The sequence below is a fragment of the Streptomyces sp. NPDC046712 genome, from assembly GCF_040645695.1.
Classification (GTDB): Bacteria; Actinomycetota; Actinomycetes; order Streptomycetales; family Streptomycetaceae; genus Streptomyces.
Genome location: NZ_JBEYYW010000039.1, coordinates 23,303 through 46,962 on the forward strand (window position 1 = coordinate 23,303; position 23,660 = coordinate 46,962).

The 23,660-nt window shown below is 68.8% G+C and carries 21 protein-coding genes and 7 pseudogenes; 14 read left to right on the forward strand and 14 right to left on the reverse strand.

Annotated elements, in window-relative coordinates:
• Window positions 1-104 precede the first annotated feature (104 nt).
• Window positions 105-233, forward strand: a pseudogene (locus ABZ939_RS33965) (IS256 family transposase); the annotation flags it as partial.
• A 57-nt stretch (window positions 234-290) separates the two neighbouring features.
• On the opposite strand, the pseudogene ABZ939_RS33970 reads toward ABZ939_RS33965, so the two are convergent.
• A pseudogene (locus tag ABZ939_RS33970) lies at window positions 291-875 on the reverse strand (sigma factor-like helix-turn-helix DNA-binding protein); the annotation flags it as partial.
• 4 nt (window positions 876-879) lie between these two features.
• Between ABZ939_RS33970 and ABZ939_RS33975 the strand changes: the two are divergent.
• The 5 genes and pseudogenes from ABZ939_RS33975 to ABZ939_RS33995 form a co-directional block, all read left to right on the forward strand.
• A pseudogene (locus ABZ939_RS33975) lies at window positions 880-1,139 on the forward strand (carboxymuconolactone decarboxylase family protein); the annotation flags it as partial.
• Window positions 1,140-1,232: 93 nt separating this feature from the next.
• Window positions 1,233-1,904: a HEAT repeat domain-containing protein gene (locus ABZ939_RS33980; RefSeq protein WP_361863965.1), complete on the forward strand. Its 672-nt coding sequence runs from the start codon at window positions 1,233-1,235 to the stop codon at window positions 1,902-1,904.
• Window positions 1,905-1,907: 3 nt separating this feature from the next.
• Window positions 1,908-3,026, forward strand: a complete 1,119-nt coding sequence (locus ABZ939_RS33985; RefSeq protein ID WP_361863967.1) for a MerR family transcriptional regulator — start codon at window positions 1,908-1,910, stop codon at window positions 3,024-3,026.
• Between the two features lie 354 nt (window positions 3,027-3,380).
• Window positions 3,381-3,587, forward strand: a complete 207-nt coding sequence (locus tag ABZ939_RS33990; RefSeq protein ID WP_361863968.1) for a hypothetical protein — start codon at window positions 3,381-3,383, stop codon at window positions 3,585-3,587.
• Window positions 3,588-3,615: 28 nt separating this feature from the next.
• A complete protein-coding gene (locus ABZ939_RS33995; RefSeq protein WP_361863970.1) occupies window positions 3,616-3,837 on the forward strand; it encodes a hypothetical protein in 222 nt (73 codons plus the stop codon).
• A 653-nt stretch (window positions 3,838-4,490) separates the two neighbouring features.
• Here the strand turns inward: ABZ939_RS33995 and ABZ939_RS34000 are convergent.
• Window positions 4,491-4,692: pseudogene (locus ABZ939_RS34000) on the reverse strand (amidinotransferase); the annotation flags it as partial.
• Window positions 4,693-4,784: 92 nt separating this feature from the next.
• Here ABZ939_RS34000 and ABZ939_RS34005 point away from each other — a divergent pair.
• Window positions 4,785-5,070: pseudogene (locus tag ABZ939_RS34005) on the forward strand (helix-turn-helix domain-containing protein); the annotation flags it as partial.
• A 156-nt stretch (window positions 5,071-5,226) separates the two neighbouring features.
• Here the strand turns inward: ABZ939_RS34005 and ABZ939_RS34010 are convergent.
• Window positions 5,227-5,676, reverse strand: a complete 450-nt coding sequence (locus ABZ939_RS34010) for an HD domain-containing protein (RefSeq protein ID WP_361863972.1) — start codon at window positions 5,674-5,676, stop codon at window positions 5,227-5,229.
• A 299-nt stretch (window positions 5,677-5,975) separates the two neighbouring features.
• On the opposite strand from ABZ939_RS34010, the gene ABZ939_RS34015 reads away from it, so the two are divergent.
• The 4 genes from ABZ939_RS34015 (at window position 5,976) to ABZ939_RS34030 (ending at window position 10,310) form a co-directional block, all read left to right on the forward strand.
• Window positions 5,976-7,250 carry a geranylgeranyl reductase family protein gene (locus tag ABZ939_RS34015; RefSeq protein WP_361863974.1) on the forward strand — a complete coding sequence of 425 codons (1,275 nt, stop codon included), beginning with the start codon at window positions 5,976-5,978 and terminating at the stop codon, window positions 7,248-7,250.
• A 79-nt stretch (window positions 7,251-7,329) separates the two neighbouring features.
• Window positions 7,330-7,560, forward strand: coding sequence for an e9imm peptide (locus ABZ939_RS34020; RefSeq protein WP_361863975.1), 231 nt, complete (start codon window positions 7,330-7,332; stop codon window positions 7,558-7,560).
• Between the two features lie 309 nt (window positions 7,561-7,869).
• Window positions 7,870-8,772 (forward strand): hypothetical protein, encoded by a 903-nt coding sequence (locus ABZ939_RS34025; RefSeq protein ID WP_361863977.1) that lies wholly within the window; start codon window positions 7,870-7,872, stop codon window positions 8,770-8,772.
• Between the two features lie 1,079 nt (window positions 8,773-9,851).
• On the forward strand, window positions 9,852-10,310 hold the full coding sequence (locus ABZ939_RS34030) for a cupin domain-containing protein (RefSeq protein ID WP_361863979.1): 459 nt from the start codon (window positions 9,852-9,854) through the stop codon (window positions 10,308-10,310).
• A 657-nt stretch (window positions 10,311-10,967) separates the two neighbouring features.
• Here the strand turns inward: ABZ939_RS34030 and ABZ939_RS34035 are convergent.
• The 3 genes and pseudogenes from ABZ939_RS34035 to ABZ939_RS34045 all read right to left on the reverse strand — a co-directional run bounded on the left by ABZ939_RS34035 (window position 10,968) and on the right by ABZ939_RS34045 (window position 13,473).
• Window positions 10,968-11,432 carry a DUF5958 family protein gene (locus ABZ939_RS34035; RefSeq protein ID WP_361863981.1) on the reverse strand — a complete coding sequence of 155 codons (465 nt, stop codon included), beginning with the start codon at window positions 11,430-11,432 and terminating at the stop codon, window positions 10,968-10,970.
• Between the two features lie 419 nt (window positions 11,433-11,851).
• Window positions 11,852-12,030 (reverse strand): annotated as a pseudogene (locus tag ABZ939_RS34040) (IS5/IS1182 family transposase); the annotation flags it as partial.
• 678 nt (window positions 12,031-12,708) lie between these two features.
• A complete protein-coding gene (locus tag ABZ939_RS34045) occupies window positions 12,709-13,473 on the reverse strand; it encodes a hypothetical protein (protein WP_361863983.1) in 765 nt (254 codons plus the stop codon).
• Between the two features lie 461 nt (window positions 13,474-13,934).
• Here ABZ939_RS34045 and ABZ939_RS34050 point away from each other — a divergent pair, with 461 nt between their 5' ends.
• Window positions 13,935-14,138, forward strand: a complete 204-nt coding sequence (locus ABZ939_RS34050) for a cold-shock protein (protein WP_147981444.1) — start codon at window positions 13,935-13,937, stop codon at window positions 14,136-14,138.
• A 241-nt stretch (window positions 14,139-14,379) separates the two neighbouring features.
• On the opposite strand, the gene ABZ939_RS34055 is transcribed toward ABZ939_RS34050, so the two are convergent.
• The 5 genes and pseudogenes from ABZ939_RS34055 to ABZ939_RS34075 all read right to left on the reverse strand — a co-directional run bounded on the left by ABZ939_RS34055 (window position 14,380) and on the right by ABZ939_RS34075 (window position 18,082).
• Window positions 14,380-15,189 (reverse strand): leucine-rich repeat domain-containing protein, encoded by an 810-nt coding sequence (locus ABZ939_RS34055; protein WP_361863985.1) that lies wholly within the window; start codon window positions 15,187-15,189, stop codon window positions 14,380-14,382.
• 342 nt (window positions 15,190-15,531) lie between these two features.
• Window positions 15,532-15,781: pseudogene (locus ABZ939_RS34060) on the reverse strand (hypothetical protein); the annotation flags it as partial.
• A 129-nt stretch (window positions 15,782-15,910) separates the two neighbouring features.
• A complete protein-coding gene (locus ABZ939_RS34065) occupies window positions 15,911-16,297 on the reverse strand; it encodes a hypothetical protein (protein WP_361863987.1) in 387 nt (128 codons plus the stop codon).
• A gap of 510 nt (window positions 16,298-16,807) precedes the next feature.
• Complete coding sequence (locus ABZ939_RS34070; RefSeq protein WP_361863989.1) at window positions 16,808-17,533, reverse strand: hypothetical protein; 726 nt, start codon at window positions 17,531-17,533, stop codon at window positions 16,808-16,810.
• Between the two features lie 111 nt (window positions 17,534-17,644).
• The gene (locus ABZ939_RS34075; RefSeq protein ID WP_361863991.1) at window positions 17,645-18,082 is read right to left on the reverse strand and encodes a hypothetical protein; all 438 of its coding nucleotides are present in this window, start codon (window positions 18,080-18,082) and stop codon (window positions 17,645-17,647) included.
• Window positions 18,083-18,448: 366 nt separating this feature from the next.
• Between ABZ939_RS34075 and ABZ939_RS34080 the strand changes: the two genes are divergently transcribed.
• On the forward strand, window positions 18,449-19,075 hold the full coding sequence (locus ABZ939_RS34080) for a cupin domain-containing protein (protein WP_361863993.1): 627 nt from the start codon (window positions 18,449-18,451) through the stop codon (window positions 19,073-19,075).
• Window positions 19,076-19,126: 51 nt separating this feature from the next.
• Here the strand turns inward: ABZ939_RS34080 and ABZ939_RS34085 are convergent, their stop codons facing one another.
• Entirely contained in the window at window positions 19,127-19,759 is a 633-nt protein-coding gene (locus ABZ939_RS34085; protein WP_361864011.1) for a hypothetical protein, read from the reverse strand.
• A gap of 228 nt (window positions 19,760-19,987) precedes the next feature.
• Here ABZ939_RS34085 and ABZ939_RS34090 point away from each other — a divergent pair, with 228 nt between their 5' ends.
• Complete coding sequence (locus ABZ939_RS34090; RefSeq protein WP_361863994.1) at window positions 19,988-20,770, forward strand: phosphotransferase; 783 nt, start codon at window positions 19,988-19,990, stop codon at window positions 20,768-20,770.
• Between the two features lie 220 nt (window positions 20,771-20,990).
• Here the strand turns inward: ABZ939_RS34090 and ABZ939_RS34095 are convergent, their stop codons facing one another.
• Both ABZ939_RS34095 and ABZ939_RS34100 read right to left on the reverse strand, forming a co-directional pair.
• Entirely contained in the window at window positions 20,991-22,037 is a 1,047-nt protein-coding gene (locus tag ABZ939_RS34095) for an ABC transporter ATP-binding protein (RefSeq protein WP_361863996.1), read from the reverse strand.
• Window positions 22,034-23,659, reverse strand: coding sequence for an iron ABC transporter permease (locus ABZ939_RS34100; RefSeq protein WP_361863998.1), 1,626 nt, complete (start codon window positions 23,657-23,659; stop codon window positions 22,034-22,036). Before ABZ939_RS34100 ends, ABZ939_RS34095 begins: the two co-directional genes overlap by 4 nt.
• Window position 23,660 lies beyond the last annotated feature (1 nt).

Here is a 23,660-nt window from a genome sequence, read left to right on the forward strand (position 1 = left end):
TACGGTCACGCCGCCTCAGTACGGTTGTCCGGCGGCACGATGTCGAACAAGGCAGGGTTCCGGGGAGTTCGAAGGGACGACGGAGTTCGGACGGCAGCGGACCCCTCGTCGAGTCCGCCCAGGCCCGCCGGCGAGCCGTGAACGCGCCGCACCTCGTCGCCCTGGTCCGGGTCGGGGCAGCCCGCTTCGAACGCGGCCACTTCGTCGTACGCCGCGAAGCCTCCGCAGCCTGACACAGGTCAATGGTCCACAGACCTTGGTCACTGGACGGCGATTGCCTCGGCAGGGACTCACGCCGGATCCGGCAGGTCCATCAGCGCGAGCTTGGCCGGGTCGATCACGACCGTGATGTCGGTGATCCGGCCATCGCCGACGGTGAACGTGAGGACCGAGAGCGGGGTGCCGTCCTCGCGCCAGGACATGATCCCCGGGAGGCCGTTGACGAGCGCTGCCCGTCCCTGCGTGGCTGCGGTGGCGGACAGTTGCGCGCCGGCGGCGACCTGCGTGGCGCCGAGGCGGACGACCAGGCCGGACGAGGTGTCGACGGTCAGTTTCACCTCGGGGTCGAGTACCCGCAGCAACTCCTCGAAGTCGCCGCGGCGAGCCGCTGCCAGGAAGGCTTGGACCACATCTCGCTGCTCCCGTCCGACGCCGGTCGGTCGCTCAATCGTCTGCACCTTCCTGCGGGCGCGGCTGGCGAGCATCTTGGTGGCGGCGGTGAACTTGCCGAGGATCTGGCCGATCTCGTCGAACGGCACCGCGAACAGGTCGTGCAGCACGAACGCCAGCCGCTCGCTCGGCCCGAGCGACTCCAGAACGACGAGGAGCGCGAGCCCGACCGAGTCGGCGAGCACCGCGTCGTCCTCGGGGGCGGGACTGGAGGAACAGCTGCACAACGTGGTCGCGTGGCGCGAGACGCCCTTCTACACCGAGGAGGAGCGGGCTGCCCTTTCGCCCTGACCGAGGCCGCCACCCGGCTCCAGGACGGCGCACCGGGCGTGACCGACGAGATCTGAGACGCCGCCGCCGACCACTTCGACGAGGAGCAGCTGGGCGCGATCACCCTGGAGATCGCCATGACCAACTTCTTCAACCGGATCAACCACACGGTCCGGGAGCAGGCCGGCAAGACCTGCTGAGCCGGGCGGAGGGTGCCTGGCCAACTCTCGGCCTGGCTCCGCTTGACCTTGACACAGTGACAAGGCCTTCACTGTGTCGAGGAGGTGGTCCCGATGACCTTGGCGAAAGAAGACCTGAACCCGCTGCGTGTTCTCCAGGGGCTGGAGAACAACAGCTCGTCGGTCCGGCTGCAGGCAGCTCTGACGATCGGCACGATCCCGGACCCGGGGTACATCGGCGAGCTCATCGAGCGATGCGCGGTCGAACCGGAGTTCTACGTGCGCGAAATGCTGACGTGGGCGCTCACCCGCCACCCTGCATCGATGACTCTCCCGGCGCTTCTCGAGGAAGTCCGCTCGGAGCGTGCGCAGGCCCGGAGCCAGGCGTTGCACACGCTGTCCAAGATCGGGGATCGGCGAGCATGGCCGGCGATCACACCGGCGCTGGTGTCCGACGCCGACGACGAGGTGGCCCGGAGCGCCTGGCGGGCAGCGGTCGTGCTCGTGCCCGAAAGTGAGGAGCACGAGTTGGCCGTAGTGTTGGCGACACAGCTCGGCCGCGGCGAACGCGAGATGCAACTGAGCCTCAGCCGGGCGCTGATCGCGCTCGGGGAGGCGATGTTGCCGACAGTGGGCGCCGCGACGAAGGGTCCCGACCCTCGTGTGCGCACACACGCGATCGCCACGGAACGGCTGTGGCGCGACCCGGATGCCGGATTCGAGTTCGCGATCGAAGAGGCCAAGCGCATTGTCGCCCTCGGCGGGGCCGGCCAGAAGGGGCGGTAGGCATTGTTGATCGGTGACGTCGCGCGACGGTCCGGGGTCAGCGCCCGCATGCTCAGGCATTACGAATCGCTCGACCTGGTGCGGCCAACAGGTCGTACCGATTCGGGCTATCGGGAGTACTCCAGCGAGGACATCCGGCGAATCTTCCACATCGAGAGCCTGCGGTCATTGGGGCTGTCGCTGCGCGACGTCAGGCGCGCGCTCGATGACCCCGGCTTCGCGCCCGCGGAGCTCGTCGCCGACCTCATCCGCCAGACGCGAGAGCGCATCGCTGCGGAGACGGAGATGCTCACGCGACTTCGTCGGATCGGTGCCGCGGAACCCGCGGGCTGGGAGGAGGTCCTCCAGATCGTCGCGCTCCTCCGGGCGTTGGGGTCGAAGAGCGCGGGGGCGCGGCAGCGCGCGGCCCTGTCCGCGGCCGAGGAAGTTTCCGTCCCGGTGGAAGCACTGGTCGAGGCCGTGCTGAGCGAGTCCGACCCGAACGTCGCCGGAGCCCTTCGTTGGGCACTGGCGCAATCGGGCGTGGACGGGCTGACACTGCTGGGGGAGGGCCTCGGCTCACCTGCGGCCGAGGTGCGGAAACGTGCCGTCCAGTCCATCGCTGAATTTCCGAACGGCGAGGCGACCGCGCTGCTGCAGAACGCCCTCACGAACCCCGACATCGTGGTCCGCAGGTACGCGGCTCTGGCGCTCGGAGCACGTGGAGTAGCCGACGCGATTCCGACGCTCATCGACATGATCGTCGAGGAGAGGAACGACGCCGACGCAGCCGACGCACTGAGCACGCTGGCGAGTGATCCAGCGTTGGCGGATCAGATCGCAACTGGGCTCGTCGACTGCCTCGCCCGCGAGACCATCGGAGCGTCTGCACGTCTACGGCTGACACAGGCGCTCGCGGACATCCCGGGGATCACGACGTCACGTGCTCTCGCAGATCTGTCACGTGATGAAGACCGTGCCGTTGCGCTCACCGCGACATACATTCTCAAGCTACGCACTGCACGAGAGCGAACCTCTCCCGGGAGCTGTGTGCGTGGGGCCCAGTTGTTGCCGGTCACCGCCGACAGGCCGACCGGTGGACAGTCCAGCGAAACCGGGACGGCCCACTCGCCACTTGCTTGACCGTCCTCCGCTGGACTACCGAACATGATCAGAGCACCGGCTGTCGCACCGCGCCGACACCGCCAACCGCGAACTGTCCATCGCGCGAACGGCGATGGCTGGTGGCCGGCCCAGAGCCGGACCGAGGCCGACCCATGAGCGGGATCGAGCGCAGCCCGGCACTCCCGGAACGTACGAAGGCACTGTCCCAGCACGAGATCGCCGCCCCGTGGCAACTAGGGCCCGTCCTTCGGATTGGTGATCTTGTACACCCGATGGGCGCCTCGATGAGCTGGTGACCCCGTCGTAGGCGCCCGCCCCGGCGGCGTCGCTGCGCTAGCCTCGTACGAGCAACACCCAGGGAGTGGAGGGCCCATGGCGCGCCTGATCTTCGAACCGGCCGAGCAACAGGCGCTGCGCGGGGCCGCGCGCACGGAGTTCCCCGGAAACCCTGCGCTCGCCTACGTCCTGGAGAACCTTGCCTCGGAGGGCATCGACCTCGACCGGTGCCGCGACTGGGAAGACCTGCGGACGGAGAACGGCCTGCCCCCGCAGAGTGACGAGGCCCCGAACGTTGTCTAACCCCTCCCTCGCCCGGCGCCCTCGCATCGTGTTCATCGAGCCGGCCGAGACGCAGGTCCGTGCCCTGTCCACCGTGCAGGTGGCGCAGCTGGACGCGGCTCTGAACGAAATCGCCGCCGACCCGGCCGACGTGAAGGCTCACGCCACCGCGTCCGCGCTGCGTGACTACCACCACTCCGGCGTCCGGATCGTGTTCTACGCGACCGCGCTCGGCAGCATCCTCATCATCACGTACGTCGAAGTCGACTGACCGCAGACAGTCAGGTACTCCCCGCCTGGGTACGACAGAGCGCAATGAGAGGCGCACGTGCGCCCCGCAGAGGCTGAAGCGGAGGCGCGTCTGGCCGCCTACAGATGCGCCGAGGAGGAGCGAGAAACGGTCGCGAACGCGGCGCCGGAGGCCAGACGGGCCCGTGCGGCACATCTTGGCAGCGCTCACTGCCTGTGCCGCTTTGTCTGGCGGGACCGGTAGCGGGTTCTCCATCGGGCGAGGAGTTCGCCGGGTGTCCGGGCCGGTGGATTACGTTCGGCGGGCTTCTGTTCTTGCCGGGTGAGGGGGGCTGTCAGCATGAGGTAGCGCATGCCCTCTGCTTCCAACGCGCACAAGGGGGCGTCGCCAGGGTCGGATGGGTGGCCCAGGCGGATGAGGAACGGTCGAGGAGGATCGGTCGCGATCTCGCCTCGCATCACGGTGACCTCATGGCGAGCCATACGGGCATTGGCGACGGTCTTACCGTCGACCCAGGTCTCCGCGCGATGGCGCCGGAGATCATGCAGGACCGTGATCGAATGTCCGTCAAGGTCCAGGTGATACCGATGGTAGGCAGCCATGCCCGCCTCCGAGGACGCCCCTGCCATCAGAGTAAGCGGTGGCGTGCCATGGGGGAGGGCCGGCGGCGAGGCGTACGACTCCAGTGTGACGCGCTGCCGGATGCCGAGCGTTGCGCAGCGGAACGAGCCGCCGAACGGCACGGAGTGCAGCAAGTTGCACAGGATCGGCGCGAAGCGCCATCGTTCGAGCGCGCAGCAGGCTGGAGTGGTGCTGCTCGGCGATCGCCCGTCTCTCGTCGATCACCAGGAAGCTCATGCTGAGCCGCTTCCCGCAGCGAGGTGGTCCTCAGGAGGCTCAGGTGGTCCAGCTCGAAAAAAAGCAGTCATTGCGGCGGTGGCTTCGACCTCGACCAGGTACTCGGGTACGTCTTCTCGGACGTCGCCAAACAAGTGGGCGCTCCTGATCATCGAGGCCCTGGGGGAGAGCACCCTGCGCTTCGGCGAACTGCGGAACGAGATCGAGGGCATCAGCCACAAGATGCTTACTCAGACGTCTCGCGGACCGTGCACCCCGTCGTGCCACCGCGGGTCGAGCACGCCCGTAGCGACCGGGCCGGGCCTGGCCCTGCCGGTGACGATCGACGGACCGTGCCACTGGACCCACCGGTCCCTCGGCCACATCGAGACCTCCCGCCACCGCTTCGACGCCTGACCGGTTGAGGACTCGCTCGGCGCCCAGCCGCGGAGGAAGCCCACTCGCAGGCTCCCTCCGGATGCAGCGGAATGACGGGCGGACCCGGTGGAAGACGAGGCTGACAGCCCCGAGCCAATGTGCGGGGCCGTCCAGACACCGATCTCTGCGGGATCTTCACCGCTCCTGGAGCCCGAGGAGCCGCCGCATCCTCGCGTACTTCTCGCTGAGCTGGGTCCGCGTCGGTTCGTCGAGCAGGGCGAGCCGGGCAGGGTCGGCGTTGTGGGCGAGGTCGGCCTCCTTGATGAGGCGGGCGCCCGGTGTGGCCAGGATCCGTTGCGTGTACGACTCGTCGTCCTCGCCCGGGCGCTTGGTCATGGCGTCGACCAGGTCCTTCACGCGCTGCGGAAGTGCGGCTGTCGCCAGCCACTCTCGGGAGAGCACATCGTCTTCGATCGTGTCGTGCAGCCAGGCGGCGGCTATCTGTTCGTCGGATCCTCCACGCTCCCTCACCCCCTCGACCACCGCCTGGACGTGCTCCAGGTAGGGCCGTCCCGTCTTGTCCCTCTGGTGCGCGTGACCTTCGCGGGCGATTGCCTCGACCTGGTCGGGAGTGAGGTCCGGCATGGATACGACTCTACGGGCACCGGGCCGTCGTCGCCCGTCACACCGCTGTCTGCCGGGCAGGTCAGGGAGTCAGCGCGGGCGACCCTTGCGATCCACCGCGAGGACCAGATCCCTCGGCGCTGGGCACGGAGAGGAGGTCGCGGGGCGCATCACTCTTGTGGCCTGTAGCGCTCGCCAAGGGATGCGTCGCCCGACCAGACGAAGGCTTCGCCCGGAAGACAGGTGATCGATGCTGTCGGCCGTGGGTACACATGGGAAGCCGTTGCCCCTCACGGCCCACCGCAGCAGAGGAAGGTTTCATGGCCTCATCCCCACAGCGCCACTCGGCGGACGTCATCGTTGTCGGCGCAGGACCTGCCGGCTGTACCGCCGCTCACCATTTGGCGCTGACAGGCCACGACGTCCTACTGCTGGAGAAGGCCGCCTTCCCGCGGGACAAGATCTGTGGAGACGGCCTCACCCCGCGCGCCGTGAAGGAACTCGTTGACATGGGCCTCAACATCGACGGGGACGGCTGGACCAGAACGCGGGGCCTACGGGTTCACGGCTCCGGAACGACTGTGGAGATGCCCTGGCCCGGTGAAGGGCCCTTCCCTGACTTCGGGCTCGTACGCAGCCGTATGGATTTCGACCACCTTCTCGCAACAAAAGCCGTGGCAAGCGGCGCGCTCCTGCTGGAAGGGGCCAAGGTCACTGCGCCCATCATCGACCCGAGAACCGGCCGCGTCAGCGGCGTGATCGCTCAGCAGGACGGCACCACTCGCACGTACCGGGCGCCGTTGGTGGTCGCCTCCGATGGCGCGTCGAGCCGCCTGGCCGTCGCCCTCGGTCTCCAGCAACGCAAGGACCGACCCATGGGGGTGGCCGTGCGCCGCTACTACACGGCGCCGCATCGCGACGAGGACTTCTTGGAGGCCTGGCTCGATCTCGAAACACGTGACTCCCGCGGCCGGACGTACATGCCGTTCGGCTACGGGTGGGTCTTTCCTGTCGGGAACAGCGTCTTCAACGTGGGCCTGGGCACCTTCCACATCGGACTCAAACCCAAGGTCGACCACCGAGAGCTCTTCAGAGAATGGACCGCGCGCCTGCACCCCGTCGCGCACTTCGACGAAGCGCACGCACTCAGCCCGCTGCGTGGAGCGCCTCTTCCCGCCGGCCTCAACCGATGCCCGCTCTACACACGGGGTCTGCTCCTGACAGGCGACGCCGGCGGGATGATCAATCCTCTCAGCGGCGAAGGCATTGATTACGCGATGGAGTCCGGGCGCCTGGCCGCCGAAGCAGTCACCCGTGCGTTCGCCCAGCCCACCGCGCATGCACGTGAGGAAGCTCTGCTCACCTACCCCGAGATCATCCGAGAAGCCTACGGCCGGTACTTCACCGTGGGACGCCTCGTGGTCCAAGCCCTTGGCCACCCGGCTGTCATGAAGCTCGTCGCCACCAAGGCCCTACGCCGTCCCACTCTGCGACGCTTCATGTTCAAACTCTGGGTCAACCTCGCGGACCCGTACAGTAAGGACGCTCTCGATCGCGTCATCATCGCACTTCAGCGCGCCGTCCCAGCAGCCTGACCAGCAAGGGGCGCGTGCGGTCAGGACTCGTCCGGCCGATCATGCTGCTCGCTGAAGCGGCGCCTATGGAGGTGGCCTGATGAGTGCGGTGGAGATGACTCGGGCGGAGGCGGTCGCGCTCGAGCAGCGGATCATGGAGGCGGACTACGCCTCCGAAGGCGAGGCGAACGACTGGTTGGACAGGCTCGACAGAGCTCTGGCCTGTCCGTCCGGTCACGTCAGCGGCCTGGTCTTCGGGCCGCCAAAGCGGGAGTTGTCGGCCGAGGAAGTGGTCGACCATGCCTTGGCGTACCGGCCGATTGCCTTGTGACGCCGGTACTCAGCTACGGGGCCAGATGGCGAGGGCTCGCCGCGATGGTGTTGCCCAGGAAGACGTAACGTCACCGGCGGCGAAATCGTCCGTCGGCTGCCGGCGGGCACCCCGCCGCAAGGGAGCCGCCCTGAGATGCGGCACGATGGCCCGATGAACGCACAACGGGGAAGCACCGCAGAGGAATCCATCGGGGAGCTCGCCCGGCGACTCGTCGCGGCAGACACCGACGGCTGGACGCCGGAGGGTGTCAGGGCTGTGGCGGCCGAGCTCGGGTGGGCTTGGGGCGGGACGTCAGACGCTCCTGTGTTGATCACAGGTCGTTCCTCGGGCGATGCTCGCGTGCGCCCGGTCGGCGAGTACGAGAAGCGCTACGTCGACGGCGAGTCGTACGTCGAGATCGCGATCCCGGTGGCGGCTCCCGCGCCGGACGCCGCAGCGCAGGCAGCCGCCTTCCGCGTCACGAGGGAGGAAGTGACCGCAGCGCTGGGCAAGCCGTCCATCATGGGCTCGCACGGCGACATGGGCCCCTTCTACGACAGCGAACCCCACTGGGGCGCACCCTTCCTCCGCTGGCGCGGCAGGCCGAACACTCTCGAACTGCGCGCCGGGAAGACGGGACCGGAGCTGGTCCTGCAGCCCACCGACCCGGCGGAGAACTGGTTCTGGCGCCAAGGCGTCGGCGAGGAGCACTCGATCAGCGGCTTCTTCGGCAGCAACCGCGACCAGGCCAACGCCGGTCTCGGCTTCCCCGGCGGGTGGACCGCCCGCAGCTGGGAGACCGTCACCCGGTCGCTGGGAGACTTCCTGGGAGCGCTGCCCGCCGAGACCACCGCCCTGGGAGTCCGGATCGGAATGCCGTTCTACGGCCGCAACGGCCACAGCGCGCCCCTCCTCTTCGACGTGACGTGCGGCGACCGGCTCTCGATCGGCTGCTTCGCCTCGGACGACGTTGATCTGGCCGCACTCGGCTGGGGCACGGTCGCCGAACACCCGCACACGGCGACCGTCTTCAGCGACGACGATCCGGTGTGGCGCGTGGACGCGGGCGGCCCCGGCGAGCCGAAGGGCCGCGCACTCGCGGAGATGCTCGTGGCCACGGCCAAGGCGGCGGGCGCGAGCGAACCCACCGACCTGATCGTCGGCGGCGAGGCGGGGTACGTGGACGGATACCACGTCACCTACTACGGGCTGGGCCTGCCGACCGGCTGACCTTCTCCCGTGGCGCGCACCCCCGTGGCGCGCGTCCCTCTTTCTGGCGCTTCGCCTGGATCGGGGCCGGGATGGGCCTGTCCATCCCGGCCGCGGCCGGCCCCGGGAGATGGGGTGAGCCACGACCGTACTGTCGGCTCGACTCCCACCTGCTGCAGAGGAAGAGCGCCCCGTTCCGCAGAACACTGATGTCGCCGAGTCTTGGAAGGGCCCAGGTGGTTGCTGTGGCACGGGCGTTGAGACGACCAGGCGCACCTCTCTCTACGCGCCCGGCCCCGGCCGCCCAGGGCGAGGGTCTGGCCGCGGAAGCCGGTTCGCCTCCTGCGCGGTGCTGCTCCCCGACCCCAGGCGGCGGGGGAGTGGCCTCCTATCGCGCCGAGACTGTCCGGCCGCGAAGACGCACCGGTGACAGGTTGATCGATGGTCTGCATCATGAGGGCATGTCACCTGTGAGCGTTCATGCGAAGCCCAGTACAGGCAAAGAGATCACGCTCGATGACCTGAGGGAGCTCGTGGAGAAGACCAAAGGCCTGGACGGGAAGTCGCCGATCCTGGCGACGATCAACAATCGGCAGACGAAGATCAGCTTGATCGACATAGATGCCTGACTGCCTTCCACTGCACAACAAGCCCTGAGCCGTCAGGTTCGGGGCTCGCAGTGCCTTCAAAGCACGCCACCGCACCCGGTGTACGAAGACGGCCAGCGGATGCACCGCCCCCAGCAGCCCGGCCGCACCGCATGGGAGAGGCCGGCTGCTGAGACCCGATGCGACGATGCGCACCGACGATGCATCGCATGTCGGCGTACGCCATGTTTCCCCAGCTGTGCCGCCCAGGCCTTCGCCACCCTCACCCAGAAGTGCAACCTCGGCGGCGTCTCTTCTGGTCCTCGAGCACACCCACGCCGAACCGTCCCCAGCCGGCACCCACGGCATCTCCATCGCTTACCTCCCCGGCGCCACGTCCGCCAACCGGCGGATGCGTCTGCACGTCACCTCTTCTGCCCATTCGGCCGCCGGACCTCCGGAGCCGTCACGGACTCGTGAGTCGAGGCGTTACCCCTGGCAGAAGGTCGGCCCATGCCGTGGCGGGCAGACGAGGCGCATCGGACGGAGGCAAGGGTGAGGGTGACAGGCGGAGAATCTTCGGGCCCAGCAGACGGGGCGCCGGTGCCTCGGGTTTTGTTCGAAACCGCAACGCTGGAGACGCTCGACCCGGCAACGGCCGGTGCGGTGTGGCGGCTGGCGGAGCCCGGCCGACAGGTCGACGCCAACGTGGTCCGGATCCCACCCGAACGTGGCGTCGACCCTCACACCGAGCCGGACCTGGACGTCCTCTTGCTGGTCGTGGCCGGCGAGGGCACATTGGTCACTTCCGAGGGAGCGTGTCCTCTGAGCGAAGGCAGCCTCGCCTGGCTGCCCCACGGCTCCACCCGCGGCCTTGTCGCCGGCAAGCGGGGTATGGCGTACCTGACCGTTCACCAGCGTCGCCCCGGCATGCGGATCCAGCCTGCCGCAAGCCGAGACCCGCGGCCCTGACCATGGTCGAACGGACTGGCTTGCGCGCCCCGATCCACACCGGATCCCGGCCCGGCGAGAACATGGGCATCTTCCAGGTCCCGGGCGGGGCCGGTCATGGAGTCCTGGTCTCAAGTCTGCGGCGGGCTAACGAATCGGTGACGTCCGCGGCACTGCCAGACGCTAAAACAAGCCACCGTCGTTGTCCGATACGTGACCACACCCCACCGCGAATCCGCTGCCTCGTCCGCTGGGCCGACGAGTGACTACTGGCTCGAACGACCTGACCATCGGGATGCCGAATGCGTGACCAGTAGTCGCCTGATGCGCCCTGATGCCAGGCAGCCAATCCCCGCCGCGGCCGTGACGCGGCTGGCGATGCTCATTGTGGCGGCCTGCGCCATCGGTGCCGCCCTGGTCAGCGTTGTGCGCGGCTGATTCGAGGTCGACCGCGCGCTTTCGGGTTCAAGGTGCCGCTCCTGCTAACCGTCGTACGACGATCCGCATTGATTGCCTGTTGGGGGTCACCGCCGGCTTCGAGAGTCGAAGCCCGTGGTGGATTTCGACCCGCTGTCGGCTCAGCGGTCGAACAACACGCTTCCCACGCACGCCCTGAGTCACTGCGCCCGTAGGCGAGACGCCGTAGCGGGCGTCGGCGTCTTAGCCGCCGATCGCCAGTCACCCTGCGCTCCCGACCTCCTCCTGGTCCTGGGGCGAGCGCCGAGGTGTGCCCGACTCCCTGTCAGCGGTCAGGTGATGCCAGTGGTGTCCGCAGCCGTGGACACGGCACCGTGCCCTCCGCCTGCCGTCCGCGACGGCGAGCAGGGCGATCAGCAGACGGAAGGCCTTCATCCGCTCGTGCTGCGGGGTCAGCCCGGCGATCCTGCCCACTTGGTGCTCGATCCGTCCCCGAACGAGCATGACCGCAGGAGTGTGGGTCGGTCGGAGACCGGAACGCCGGATGCTCTCCAGGGCTTCCTGGAGGGTGGGATGGGCCTGGAAGCAGAACCCCGCCAGCAGGCGCAGCGACTCCGTCTGCTCGTCCTCGGGGAGGTCCGCGAACCACGCGACCCCCTCGTCGAGTGGACGTAGGTCTTGGGCGAGTTCGTTCAGGTAGTCCCCGGTGTCGGGTCTGTATCCCATCGCGTGCCCACTCTCCTCGGATGTCCGCCCATCGTCATCTGTCGGAGGCCGCTGCCGCATTCCTTTATCGCGAACCCAGAGTCAGGAGGCGAGGTGCCCTCCATGCGCTTGCAGGCGGACGCCCCCGTCTGTTTGCGGACCACTCACCCAGGCTCGCCCCGTGAACGTGACAGGCGGGTGTCACCAGTCGACGTGCGCGGTGATCCATTTGGCCAGCGCGTTTTCGTCGTCCGTGGGGGGGCAGGTCGGGACCGCAGCTGAGTGGGGTGCAGGACAGCTGGAGATGGGTGAGGAAGCCGTACGGGCCGTTGTCGGCTGACGGTCCAAACACCAGGGCGTGGGTGGCGGTGCGCCAGATCCTGTGGGTCAGCGCGGTCCCGGTGACCACGGCTGCGGAGGACAGAACGGTTCGCTCCGGGGCTGCGCCAGTGGGCGGCGAACAGGCTGGACCCGGTCCTCCAGGGGCAGGCTCCACGGTCGGTCCTTGCGGACAGGGGCCGCACCTTCGCGGGCCGCAATGCGGTGATCAGCTTGCCGAACTGACAAGGGCTCAACCGGCAAATGGGGCTATCCGGGTCGGCTCCGACGCCGTGATCACACAACAGGCACGCCAAGATCATCTGACCTGTGACCAGGGGCCCGCCCCGTGCAACATCACGCGCCGCGGGGGGTGGGTCGACCGCTGTTGGCCGCCCTCCTCTGGTGCACCATTTCCCGGCGGAAGGCGAATCCGTGGAGACCGAGGAAGTACGGCCTTCCCTCGCCGAGAAGAGGGCGCCGTACAGCGCCGGTGCCTGGTTGATTGGGTGGGTAGTCTTTCTGGGGTCGGGGTTCGTGACCTCCGTGCTGCTGCTCAGCTCCTTGACGAACTGCAGTTTTGGCAGCACGGGTCCAGGCCAGCTCTTCCTGTTGGTAGTCGCAGCGACCGGCATGGCGACGGTGTCGACCGCTCTGTGGGCTGTGATGCGCAAGGTGACCGGCCGACGGGGGCTGTTGCTGCCTCTAATTCTGACAGTTCTCGCCACGACGGTGCTGCTTTGGCCGGCGCTGGCAATGTGGTACGTCTCGCCAGGCCGCCCGGAAAGCATGTGCGAACCAGGCGGCACGCCCCTGGGGTGGCCCAATTGGCTGCCCTTGTGAGGCAGCACTCAGCAGACTGCTCGATGTCACCGAGCGGGGCTCTCGGTTAGTCGAACGCTTCTCCCCGGCCGGGTCACGGCGGTGGCGTCGTGTTCGACCTTGCCGATGCCCGGGCCGAGAAAGACGTCGAGTTGAGTCAGTTGACGGGAGCTTGGTAGAGGCCACGGCCGGCGCGGGTGGCCCGCGAGGTAGCTACGAGTCGATCAAGTGTGCTACGCACGGTGTTGATGGCGCCCGTGGAGGAATCGCGGCCGAGCGCCTGCGCCACGTCACGCGCACGCATGGGACTGTCCGGGGATTGCGAGAGGACAGCGACCACCTGCTCAGTAAGGCCGCCGGAGTCTTGCGTTGCAGGAGCAGGCGGCGTCTCTTGTACTGCCGCCTCGGCTCGAGGCTTCTTCGTTGAGGGACGTTCCTTGCGCCCGCGAGTCCTGGAAGCGGCTGCCTTCTTCACGCCGGTGGAGCGCGGCTTGGTGGCTTCTCGGGGCGCCGGGACCGATCCGGTGCTGTCTGGCGTCACCGTCTCCACAGGCTCACGTGTGGCTACGCTCTCCACCACGGTCGGTTCGGGCGCTTCCTGCACTGCGCGAGGTGCGGGTGCGTCGGCCAGGGCCAGGAGAGCGGTCAATGCGGTGCGGACCGAGAGTGCGCGTTCGGAAACCGCGGCCAGCTCCTTCTCGAGATCCTGCTGAAGCTGTTCCAGCAGAGGAAGCTCTTTCTGGAGCTCCGATGTTGTGGCATTGATGCTGCGGACAGTGGCGTTTGATGAGGGCACGAAAGACTCCTGCTTGATGGTGTTGGGCAGATGAGACAACGACCGCTTGTCGAGCAGGGTACGTCTCCTCAGCGGCGCATAGAGGCTGAGGAACCAAACAACAAGCCCGCCGGAGGAAGAGACCAATCAGCGTTTCAGGTTTTGACGCCGGGATTGTGTGAAGGGAACCGCGCCTCCCGGCGGCTGCATCGGAGGCTGTGCCGGCCTGGCATGGTCCGGGTCTTCTGTGACCGCCTTCCTGGCCAAGCCGGTTGCCTTGATGGTGCTGAACCCGCACAAGGGGACTGTCCCTAGGGCCGGTCGAGTGGATTTTCTGGCCCGATTTTCGCAGGTCAGGTGACCTGATCGTCCAGTTCGTCACAGTCGCTTTCCGGGGCGCGCCAGAGCTCGACGGCTCTGTCGACTCGCCCGCGGCGTGCTCCTGCCCGCCTTCGGTTGCTGCTCGCGGGTACCCAACAGAATCCGAACAAGATCTGATGCATGAGTGTAGATGCGGGAGTCGGTGGGGAAGACTGGATCGGGCGTCCGAAGAGGGCGCCAGGGTGGCCCGAACCCGGGCTACTGCTGAATTGACCAGAAGGACGAGCATGGCCAGCGGCACCGTGAAGTGGTTCAACTCCGAGAAGGGCTTCGGCTTCATTGCCCAGGACGGAGGCGGACCGGACGTCTTCGCCCACTACTCCAACATCTCCGGCAACGGATACCGCGAACTGACCGAGGGCGAGACGGTGACGTTCGACATCACCCAGGGCCAGAAGGGCCCGCAGGCAGAGAACATCATCCGCGGCTGAGCCCGGCTCCCACCCACGTCTGACGGCGCCCGCACCATGTGCGGGCGTCGCCGGCACGGGTGACGCCTGGAGTGCGCACAAGCTGCAGCAGGTGACGCCCCAAGACTCGGTCTTGGCCGATGAGAAGTGTCGACGATCACGTTCCCCATCGGCAGCTTCGGTGTCCGTGCTCACCCGGCTCGAAGGCGCGCGGCAGCAGGGGATCCCTGGCCGAACAGCGGGCGAATCGATGATCGGCTGGTCAGTCCCAGTCGGATGCCGGCTGGTCGATTCGGCCGCCTCTGTGTGGTGCAGGGATGTAGTCGCGCGCACCGCCGGGCAGTGCCGCGACACATGCCGCTGAGCAAGAGCTGACCAGCAGGGGCAGTACGTCGGTGGCTACGTGCAGGGAGATCCACACCTGATGGAGTCCGCTCTGTTCGAGCGGGCGGCCGCAGACACTGCAGCTGTGGATGGCGGTGGTGCCCCAGCGCCGGGGAACCAGGCTTCCCAGGTCGAGATTCGTGACGGAGTCCGGGGAAGGCTGAAGCTTCGGGAAGGGCGGCCGCATCTTGTAGTTGCCGAACAATGCGCGTGTGCTCACCGTGCTACGGGTCAGCTTCCGGCATCGGGTGATCTCGTAGGGGAACCAGTGCAGCCGGTAGGAGGTGTAGGGGGTGAACTCCTCCAGGCTCGTCATGCCCCCGATCTCGGGCGGGATCCGTACCAGGTTGCTGCCGTAGAGCACGAGGTGCTTGACCGCCGTCAGCTTGGCGATGCTCGGTGGCAGGGTGATGATCTGCCGCCGCTCTTCCGGGCTGAGGTCCACCAAGGGGCGGAACTCTTCGCGTCCGTCGGCGGCAGCCTCGTCGATCAGCTCCAGCAGATGCTGCCAGCCCGGGGCGGAGGTGTCCTGGCCCTCAGCGTGAAATCCGACGCGGGCTCGCGGATGAGGCCTGGACTGGTCGAAGCACGAGCAGATGTCCCTGTAGGACCCGTGCCGGCCTGGGGCCGGGTCCGATGTGTCGCCCCAGCGGTTCACATAGAGCCTGGGCTCTCTCTCGTTCGTCATGGCGCCAAAATGTTGCCGCAGACCGCCTCAGCGATTATTCGAGTGAGAGCACGGACGACATCCGTCCGCCGCGATCACACCGTGGCCGAGCGATCGAGGAACTACGGGTAATCCACCAGCTATCAGGTCGTGGTCGATGCCGAAACCCGCATGGGTTGTGGTGGTGGACCGGCTGCCTGCCGGGAACCGACGGGAAGTGGCTGGCGCCTCTGACTACCTCAGCAAGCTCATCGACCAGCGGGCCGTAGTGCTCCCGATACGAGGCCACGGTGCCGCCGCCCCTGCAACTCCGGCGAACCCCAGGGCTGTCCCGTAAAAGCTCTTCGGAGCCTGGCAGTTGGGCTATCCCATGACCGCTCGGGCCGCGTCGAGGAACGCCAGCTGGTTGTCCTCCAGGTAGCCCCGCACGCTCTCGCCGTCCGGCAAGCCTTCCCACACCGTCCGATTGAGGTCGAGGAAGTGCGCCCGGGCCGCGTCATGTACGGGCAGGGGGGAACTGGGTACGGATGAGTCGCTCTGCGACCCGCAGCCTATTCATGACGCCCTGAGTCGTGAGGTACCAGGCGTGGGTATCGTCCCCTTCGGACGGCCTGCGTCGGAGCCGTCCTGGACAGCCCCGCTCACCGGGCTGCGCACTCCTCGCCGTCCGCGGGGGCCTCAAACGCTGACGTCGTGTTGTGGGTGCTCTTTCGCAGCCCGAACTATGGGGCCGTCGCTGTGGTCAGCCCGGATGCGAGGCGCCGCGCACGTATTGCGTGTCGGGGCCGAGTGGCAGGAACCCTATGGTGCCGTACTCGTCAGTGATTGATATGGAGAGGTAGATCCGGCACGTCTTCCCGGTGACGCCCTGGGGTCCTGGGTAATCGAACCTGATTCCCGGTGACTCGTCGGGAAAGGTGTCGAACACCCACCTCGCAGGCCCGGTGTACGTGGAGGGCTCCTGACCGGTGTACTGCCCGCAGTTCACCTCAGGTTCGGTCATTCCCTCCAGTTCTGCGGAACCGTCCGCCCGGACCGTCAGACGTCCGTCGTCCGAGACTGCCGACCAGACACCCTCCACGTCATTGACGGTGAGTGGCGGTGGGCTCTGGTGCTCGGTCAAGTCCATGAAGAAACTGATCAACGCCGCAGCGATCAACCCCCCGGCGGCAACCATCAACCAGACGAAGCTTCGTGGCAAGTCAGTCACTGAAAGCCTCTCTTCGGACCAGTGACTCGGGCGCCCCCCGAATCCATTCACGTCTCCGCCATCATGATCCATGAGTGGACAGCTGGGAACCGGCCAGGAGCTTGGCAGCGAACCGCTCGCTCCTGGAGCCCGCCTTCTCGCGCCCCCGAGACCGAAGGGCCGACTGTACGGGCTGGCCGCCGACGGATGCGGTTTACCAGTGTTACCTGAGAACCCGTACGTGGCCGGCAGGGCGCACGCCCTGCCGGCCACGTACGCAACCGGCCCGTCCGGTGACCGATCGGCCAGCGGACACGTGGACGATCGGTCACAGGAGATCGCTAGGCAGGGGCTTCCAGTCGGCCACCGCCTACGTCGGTGGGAATGGCTGCCGTGTCCTTTCGACATGCCCCTGCCCGATCCTCGCGCCGGCCCCGCCGCCCCTGGTCGTCAGTGGCTGTGAGCGTCGTTGTGAGCCGGGGTCGTGGAAGTCGGCTTGGGGGCGGAGGGAGTGGCCGGTGCCGGACTGCCTGCGGTTGAGGGACTGGTGGCGGGGGCGTGGTCGTCCGATGCCGGTTCTTCCGAGGTGCCGTGGCTGTGACCGCCGCCGTCGGGCGTGGTTTCCATGGAGGCCGCGACATTCCGCAGGCCGAGGAACGCCAGGGCCGCCACGACCAGGACGGCCAGGCCCAGCAGGCTGAAGATGCGCTGCCAGGGGGTCTCGGCATCCTTGATCACGTAGGCGATGAAGGAGACGACGATGCCGGCCGGTACGAGGACGGCGCCGCGGGCGGGGAAGTCGTCGAAGTGCTGGAGGCCGCCGCTGAGCATGCCGATGCCGAATGACAGCAGCAGCGCGGATCCGACGACCGCGAGCATGCGGGGGAGAGCGGGCCGCTCGCGGGTGAGGACGAACTCGTTGAGGACGGTGGCGGCGAGGAAGACGAGGGCGCCGTAGCCGGCGATGCGGGTGTAGCGGTCGGGGTCGAGCGGGTGGTGGACGACGGCACCGCTGATGAGGCCGGCGCCGACGAAGTAGCCGACGTAGCCGAGGTAGCGGGCGGCCAGCGAACGCTTCCGCGACGAGTGGGCCTTGCGCCGGGCGGCCCGCCCCATGGGGGGAGCGTCCGGCGCGCTGTCCGGGGTGCGGGCGTCGAGGAGCTGGGTCGTGGTCATGTTGAGAGTTCCTTGGGCGTAACGGGCGTGCCTCATCGCCGGCGGGCGCCGCAGGAGAGCGGTCCGGGGCCGGCGACGGGAGTCAGGTCAGATCTGGGCAAAGGGCCCGATCTATACCTGCTGCACCACTGAGCTGAGGGAACTTCGCAAAGGAGGAAGGCCGCAGGGCACGGTACGGGTCCACGGCTGCGGCGTCATCGCGTTGAAGGCGGGAGTCCGCTCGCCGAGGGGGACCAGGTGCGGGCCGGGCAGGTCGGCGGTCTGCTGCGGGTGGCCGGAGGCGCATACCTCGGCAGGGTGCCCATGGCCGTTGCCGTCGTGGCGGTCGTGCCGGGGGTCGTCGCGCTGATCGGCGCCACCGCCGGCGTCGGCGGGTGCCGCGTGAGGCACGGTGACAGCGCCGCCCGTGACGTGAGCGGACGTGTTCTCGGCTCCGGCGGCGTGGGTGTAGAGGAAGGCGAACAGCAGCGCCGCCAGCCACAACAACCGCAGCGGGCCCGCCGGTCGGCGGGTCCGCGTGGTGCTGAATGCGGCCAGGACTGTGATCACGCCGCGACCCTACCCGGTGGCTGGAAGGCGCTGTCCAGCGGCTCATCGAGTGAGACGGCCATGCCCCCGTCGACCTCGGCACGGCGATCGGCATGATGGTGCGCCGGTCGACCTGGCAGAACGATCCCTCCCGGCCGCGGTCCGCTCAACGAGCGTGTCCACCACCTGGTCGCCGGTCCCGTCTGACCTTTCGCTGCCGACAACTGGCGAACCTTGTCGCACAGGCAGGATGTCGTGGCACTGAGCGGACTGGCCCCTCATCCAGCCGCGTGTCCGGATCTGCAGGGAATTCGGCATGGCGGCCCGGGAGCCCAAAACTGACGATGGAGCCGTACCGGGACTCGCCGCACAGCGAGGAAGGGAATCGTGGACGGCTCCACGAATTCGCTTTCCGCTCCTTCGGCGTGCGCCCTGAGAACCCTGAAATTCAAGGAGACATCAATGCGTGCCAAGGCGAAGAACATCACCGCGGTTGCGGCCGCCATGACTTCGGTTGCCTTGCTGGCAGCCTGCTCGGGCGGCGCCGAGCCCAAGGGTGGCCAGAAGAACAGGGAAGGCAGCAGCACTGCTGCTACGGCGTCCTCGACCGTCACGCCGCCCACGAGCCCGACGGCTAAGAAGGGCCCGTCCGAGTTCCTCTCCTTCCCTTCGCCAGGCCGCACGTGGAAGGAACTTCCGGATTCGGGCGGCGTGAAGTACGCGAACGTGCAAGGGGATCTCGCGGGGAGCGGCAGCTACGAGGCGTTCGTCTCCTTCCCTGCCGGGAAGGACAATCCGATGCACGTGCACAGCCAGGACCTCCCGACCGTCGTCCTGAAGGGCACCTTCTACGCGGACATTGACGGGAAGCGCGTCCAGTACCCGGCCGGCTCCTACTACCGCCTCCCTGCGGGCAAGCCGCACCTGAGCGGATGCGAGAAGGGAGAGGACTGCCTCCTCTTCCAGTACCAGGAGGACCACTTCGACCTGGTGCCCGCCAAGGCAGGGGAGTAGCCGCCTACGGGCGCTTCGGCCCCCAGCGCGGCGCCGGAGCAAGCCGTCGACCTACGGCTTTGGCGGTACGACCCGCGAGGGCAAGGCGAGGACGCGCGCGAGGGCGGCGGTGACGGGAGTGGCGTGGTGGGGCAGGTACTGAGACGCCCAGTCACCGGCTAGTGCAAGGAAGTTGGTCAGGTCGTGCACGGCGTCGTCGAGCAGGCGGCGGAGTTCGGTGACGGACAGTTCGATCACGGGGCTGTCGCTTTGCTCGGCGTCGACGGTCAACCGGACGTTGTCGGCGACGCGCTCAGCGAATGGATCGGGGTCGTGGCCGAAGAAGGCGCGGCCGCTGCCGTCGAGGACCTCGAGCCAGTCACGCCAGTCCTCCAGCCCACTGCAGCAGCCGGGTAGGAAGGTGATGCCGGTGGAGCTGTCCGTGACCCGCATGCCACCAGCAGCGAAGAGAGTGTCGAAGGTCAGCAGCCCGTGCAGGAAGGATCCGAGCGGGTCGGCGGGCCGCGGCGGACGGTCATCCCCCTCGGGGTCGATGTCGTTGCAGCCGGCGATGCGCATCACCGCTGTCCCGACCTCGGCGGGCGTGAGCTCACCGCTCAGTGGCAGGTAGCTGAACGGCTCGATATCGGCGACGGGCCAGAGGGCAAAGCCATCAGGGGTGTAGATCTCCAGGACGGGCTGCATCACGATCACCTGGGGAAGTGTTCCGGACTCCCCGCCTCCATCGCCTCCCGATTACGCCGAGCGCCGGGCCTCGCCCGTCGCTTCAGCCCGACGCCCGACCCGGCCCGCCGGATCTCGCCCGTCGCTTCGGCCGGACGCCCGACGCCGACCCGGCCCAGGTCCCGCGCCTGGACCCCACTGGAAGGGATACCGAGCCCGGGGGCCCAGGCCCCTCACTAGGATTGCGCCATGATCCAGGACGGTGAATCGATGCGCGGCGGCCTGTCGACCGTGCGCCGCGAGGGCGAGACCATCCTCAGGCCCTGGCGGGTGTGGACCCCCGCGGTGCGGGAACTCCTGCGCCACTTGGAGCAGGTGGGATTCGAAGGCGCGCCGCGCGCCCTGGGTGACGGTCCCGTCGACGGCCACGAGGTGGTGTCGCTGCTGCGCGGCGAGGTTGGACTGTACCCGTGGCCACGGCCGCTCCTCGCGGACGAAGGCGTCATCGCGCTCGGACGGTGGCTGCGTGATTACCACGACGCCGTACGCGACTTCGACCCCTCGCCGCAAGCCGTCTGGTGCGACCCGGACGCCCGCTGGCGCCCCGGGCTGATCATGCGCCACGGCGACCTCACGACCTGGAACTCGGTCTGGGCTGACGACCGCCTGGTGGGCGTCATCGACTGGGATCTGGCCATCCCCGGCGAGGCGTTGGACGATCTCGCACAACTGGCCTGGTACAGCGTGCCGTTGCGACTGCCCGACCGACAGCGCAGGGTCGGGTACGGCGAGGCCGGTGCGCCGTTGGCGCGACGGCTGCGGCTGCTGTGCGACGCCTACGGCGCGGACCCGGCCGACGTGCTGGACTCGCTGGCGCGGTTGCAGCGCGACGAGACCGCACGGATCGCGCGCCTCGGCCGGCTCGGCGCCGACCCGTGGGCGGCGTTCTTGAAGCAGGACTTCATCCCGGAGATCGAGGAGGAGCGCACGTGGGCTCTGGCCCGGCGCGAGGAACTCCTCGGCCGCGCCTGACACGATCCGGCCGGATGGCGCCGCGCTGCTCAAGCACTGACCGGGTTCCGAGGAGTCTGCCGAAGCCGGATGTCCCACCACGCGGGGCCGCGCACGCCCGGCGGGTGACGTGAAGGCTCCGGCGGCGAGGCAGTTGCGACGGCTCCTGAGTGGTGGTTGGGAGACCATCTCCACGAACGCCGTGCCGCGCTCGGGTCTCGCCCGCCACCACTCGTAGCGATCAGGCCGGGACTTCGTGCAGGGTGGCCTCGCCCGTGACTCGGATGCCGATCCTGCCGCCCGGGCGCACCTGGAGCGGTCCGGGAGTACGGATGTCGATCGGCTGGTCCAGGCCGTCGACGGCGACGGTGACCATGGAGTCGTGACCGAAGAAGCAGACGTCGGTGACGGTTCCTTGAGCAGTCGCCACGTCCGGCCCCGTGAGGTGGAACTGCTCGGGACGGAGGAGGACGAGGCCGTCGCGCAGCCCCTCAGGAGCGGCGGCGAGAGGGATGCGGCCCAACAGCGTGGTGGCGGAGTTCTTGTCGGCCGTGCCGGCAATGAAGACCGCGTCTCCGACGAAAGAGGCCACCCAGGGATCGGCGGGGCGCTGGTAGAGCTCCTCAGGGGTGGCGCATTGGGCGACGCGGCCGTCGCGGACGACGGCGACGACGTCGGCCGTGGAGAGGGCCTCCTGCTGGTCGTGGGTGACGAGGACGGCGGTGGCGCCGGTGGCCCGGAGCGCGGCGCGGACCTCGGCCCGTACGGCTCCGCGCAGTCCGCTGTCGAGGGCGCTGAACGGCTCGTCGAGGAGGACGAGATGGGGTTCGGGGGCGAGCGCGCGGGCCAGGGCGACGCGCTGCTGCTGACCGCCGGACAGCTCGTGCGGCATCCGGTTGCCGTAGCCGCCGAGACCGACGAGTTCCAGCATCTCCTCGACGCGCTTCGCGCGGGCGCCGCGCTCCGTGCCGGTCAGACCGAAGGCGACGTTGCGGGCCACGCTCAAGTGAGGGAAGAGCGCGCCTTCCTGGGGGACGATGCCGATGCGGCGGCGTTCGGGCGGGAGGTGGACACCGGGGCCGGAGAGGACGTGAGCGGCGACGGTGACGGTGCCCGCGTCGGCGCGCAGGAAGCCGGCGATCACGCGCAGCAGGGTCGTCTTGCCGCAGCCGGACGGGCCGAGGACAGCGGCGAGGTGCCCGCCCTGGACGGTGAGGTCGATGCCGTCGAGGACGGTGGCGCCGGGACCGTACGACGTGACCACGCCGCTGACCTGAAGGTCGTTCATGGGCGGTGCCTTCCGAGGAGGTAGGAGGGAACGGCGGCCAGGAGGATCAGGAGGACGGCGTACGGGGCCGCGGCGGCGAATGACCCGGTACCGGTTTCCGTCCAGAGCCGGGTGGCCAGGGTGTCCATGCCGGTGGGGCGCAGCAGCAGGGTGGCGGGCAGTTCCTTCATGCAGACGACGAAGGTGAGGGCCGCGCCGGCGGCGACGCCCGGTGCGGCGAGCGGCACAGTGACCTCGCGCAGCACGCCGAAGGGTGTGCGGCCCAGGGAGCGGGCGACGTCGTCCAGGGCGGGTGGTGCCTGGAGGACGGCGGCGCGGGTGGCGGCCACCGCGACGGGTAGGAAGAGCACCGCGTAGGCGCAGATCAGCAGGGGGGTCTCCTGGTAGAGCGGCCGGGTGTAGCGGACCGCGAAGAAGACCAGGGCGAGCGCGACGGTGATGCCGGGGACGGCGTGTCCCGCGTACGCGGCCTGTTCCAGGAGGTGGGCGAGGCGCCCCCGGTGGCGGGCCGCGATGACGCCGACCGGCAGAGCGAGCAGGGTGGTCAGCGCGGCGCCGGCCGCGGCGACGCCGAGGGTGGTGAGCGCGGTCCCGGTGAGGGTGGCAGGGTCCCAGGTCGCGGACGAGCCGACGGCCAGCCAGTACGCGAGAACGGCGAGCGGGAAGCCCACGGCGGCCGCGACGACGGCTCCGCACCAGGCGAGGGAGGGCAGCCGTAGTCGGCCGAGCGTGACCGGGACGGTCTGCCGGGCGGTTCCCGCTCCGGTGCGGGAGTACCCGGCCCGGCCACGGGTGCGGGTCTCCCCGGCGACGAGCGCGATGGTCATGAGAACGAGCACGGCGCTGAGCGCGGCCGCCGGGGTGCGGTCGAAACTGGCGCGGTAGGACGTGTAGATACCTCGGGTGAAGGTGTCGTACCGCATGAGGGAGACGGCGCCGAAGTCGGAGAGCACGTACAGCGCGACGAGCAGCCCGCCGCCCGCCGCGGCCGGCCGCAGCTGGGGCAGGGTGACGGTCAGGAAGGTGCGCACCGGCCCGTGCCCGAGTGAGCGGGCGACCTCCTCGTACCCGGGGTCGGTGCCGCGCAGGGCGGCGGCGACCGGCAGGTACACGTAGGGGAAGCTGGCCAGGGTCAGTGCGAGGGCGGATCCCGTGAAGCCGGCGAGCGAGGGAGCCGCGGACAGCCAGGCGAAGGCGGTGACGTAACTGGGGACCGCCAGGGGCAGCGTGACGAGGACGGACCAGGCGCGTGCGCCGGGCAGAGCGGTGCGCGTGGTCAGCCAGGCCAGCGAGATGCCCAGGAGCAGGCAGGCGGCGACGACGGTGGCGGTCAGCCCGAGGCTGCGCAGGAGCAGTTGCCCGGTCCGGTCGTCGGCGACGACGTCCCAGGCGAAGGCGGGGCCGCGTTCGAGGGCGCGCACGGCGAGGTAGCCGAGGGGCAGGACGGCGAGGGCGGCCGCGAGGCAGGCGGTCACGATCAGGACCCACGAGGGTCTGCCGGCCCGGACGGTGAAGCCGGGGGCACGCTTCCGGTCGGCGGCGCGCTTCCGCCCGGCGGGCGCGGGGGCGCTCGCCGGGCGGGTCTCGCGACGCGTCCGGACGGGGGAATCCGGTGAGGTCACG

Bases quoted from the DNA above. Each gene is read 5' to 3' on its own strand.
- ABZ939_RS34020 (WP_361863975.1), top strand. From the start codon at position 7,330: ATGAGTGCGGTGGAGATGACTCGGGCGGAGGCGGTCGCGCTCGAGCAG.
- ABZ939_RS34010 (WP_361863972.1), bottom strand. From the start codon at position 5,676: ATGCCGGACCTCACTCCCGACCAGGTCGAGGCAATCGCCCGCGAAGGT.
- ABZ939_RS34070 (WP_361863989.1), bottom strand. From the start codon at position 17,533: ATGACCACGACCCAGCTCCTCGACGCCCGCACCCCGGACAGCGCGCCG.
- ABZ939_RS34085 (WP_361864011.1), bottom strand. From the start codon at position 19,759: ATGCAGCCCGTCCTGGAGATCTACACCCCTGATGGCTTTGCCCTCTGG.
- ABZ939_RS33980 (WP_361863965.1), top strand. From the start codon at position 1,233: ATGACCTTGGCGAAAGAAGACCTGAACCCGCTGCGTGTTCTCCAGGGG.
- ABZ939_RS34015 (WP_361863974.1), top strand. From the start codon at position 5,976: ATGGCCTCATCCCCACAGCGCCACTCGGCGGACGTCATCGTTGTCGGC.
- ABZ939_RS34030 (WP_361863979.1), top strand. From the start codon at position 9,852: ATGCCGTGGCGGGCAGACGAGGCGCATCGGACGGAGGCAAGGGTGAGG.
- ABZ939_RS33990 (WP_361863968.1), top strand. From the start codon at position 3,381: ATGGCGCGCCTGATCTTCGAACCGGCCGAGCAACAGGCGCTGCGCGGG.
- ABZ939_RS34095 (WP_361863996.1), bottom strand. From the start codon at position 22,037: ATGAACGACCTTCAGGTCAGCGGCGTGGTCACGTCGTACGGTCCCGGC.
- ABZ939_RS34065 (WP_361863987.1), bottom strand. From the start codon at position 16,297: ATGGACTTGACCGAGCACCAGAGCCCACCGCCACTCACCGTCAATGAC.
- ABZ939_RS34055 (WP_361863985.1), bottom strand. From the start codon at position 15,189: ATGACGAACGAGAGAGAGCCCAGGCTCTATGTGAACCGCTGGGGCGAC.
- ABZ939_RS34050 (WP_147981444.1), top strand. From the start codon at position 13,935: ATGGCCAGCGGCACCGTGAAGTGGTTCAACTCCGAGAAGGGCTTCGGC.
- ABZ939_RS34035 (WP_361863981.1), bottom strand. From the start codon at position 11,432: ATGGGATACAGACCCGACACCGGGGACTACCTGAACGAACTCGCCCAA.
- ABZ939_RS34090 (WP_361863994.1), top strand. From the start codon at position 19,988: ATGATCCAGGACGGTGAATCGATGCGCGGCGGCCTGTCGACCGTGCGC.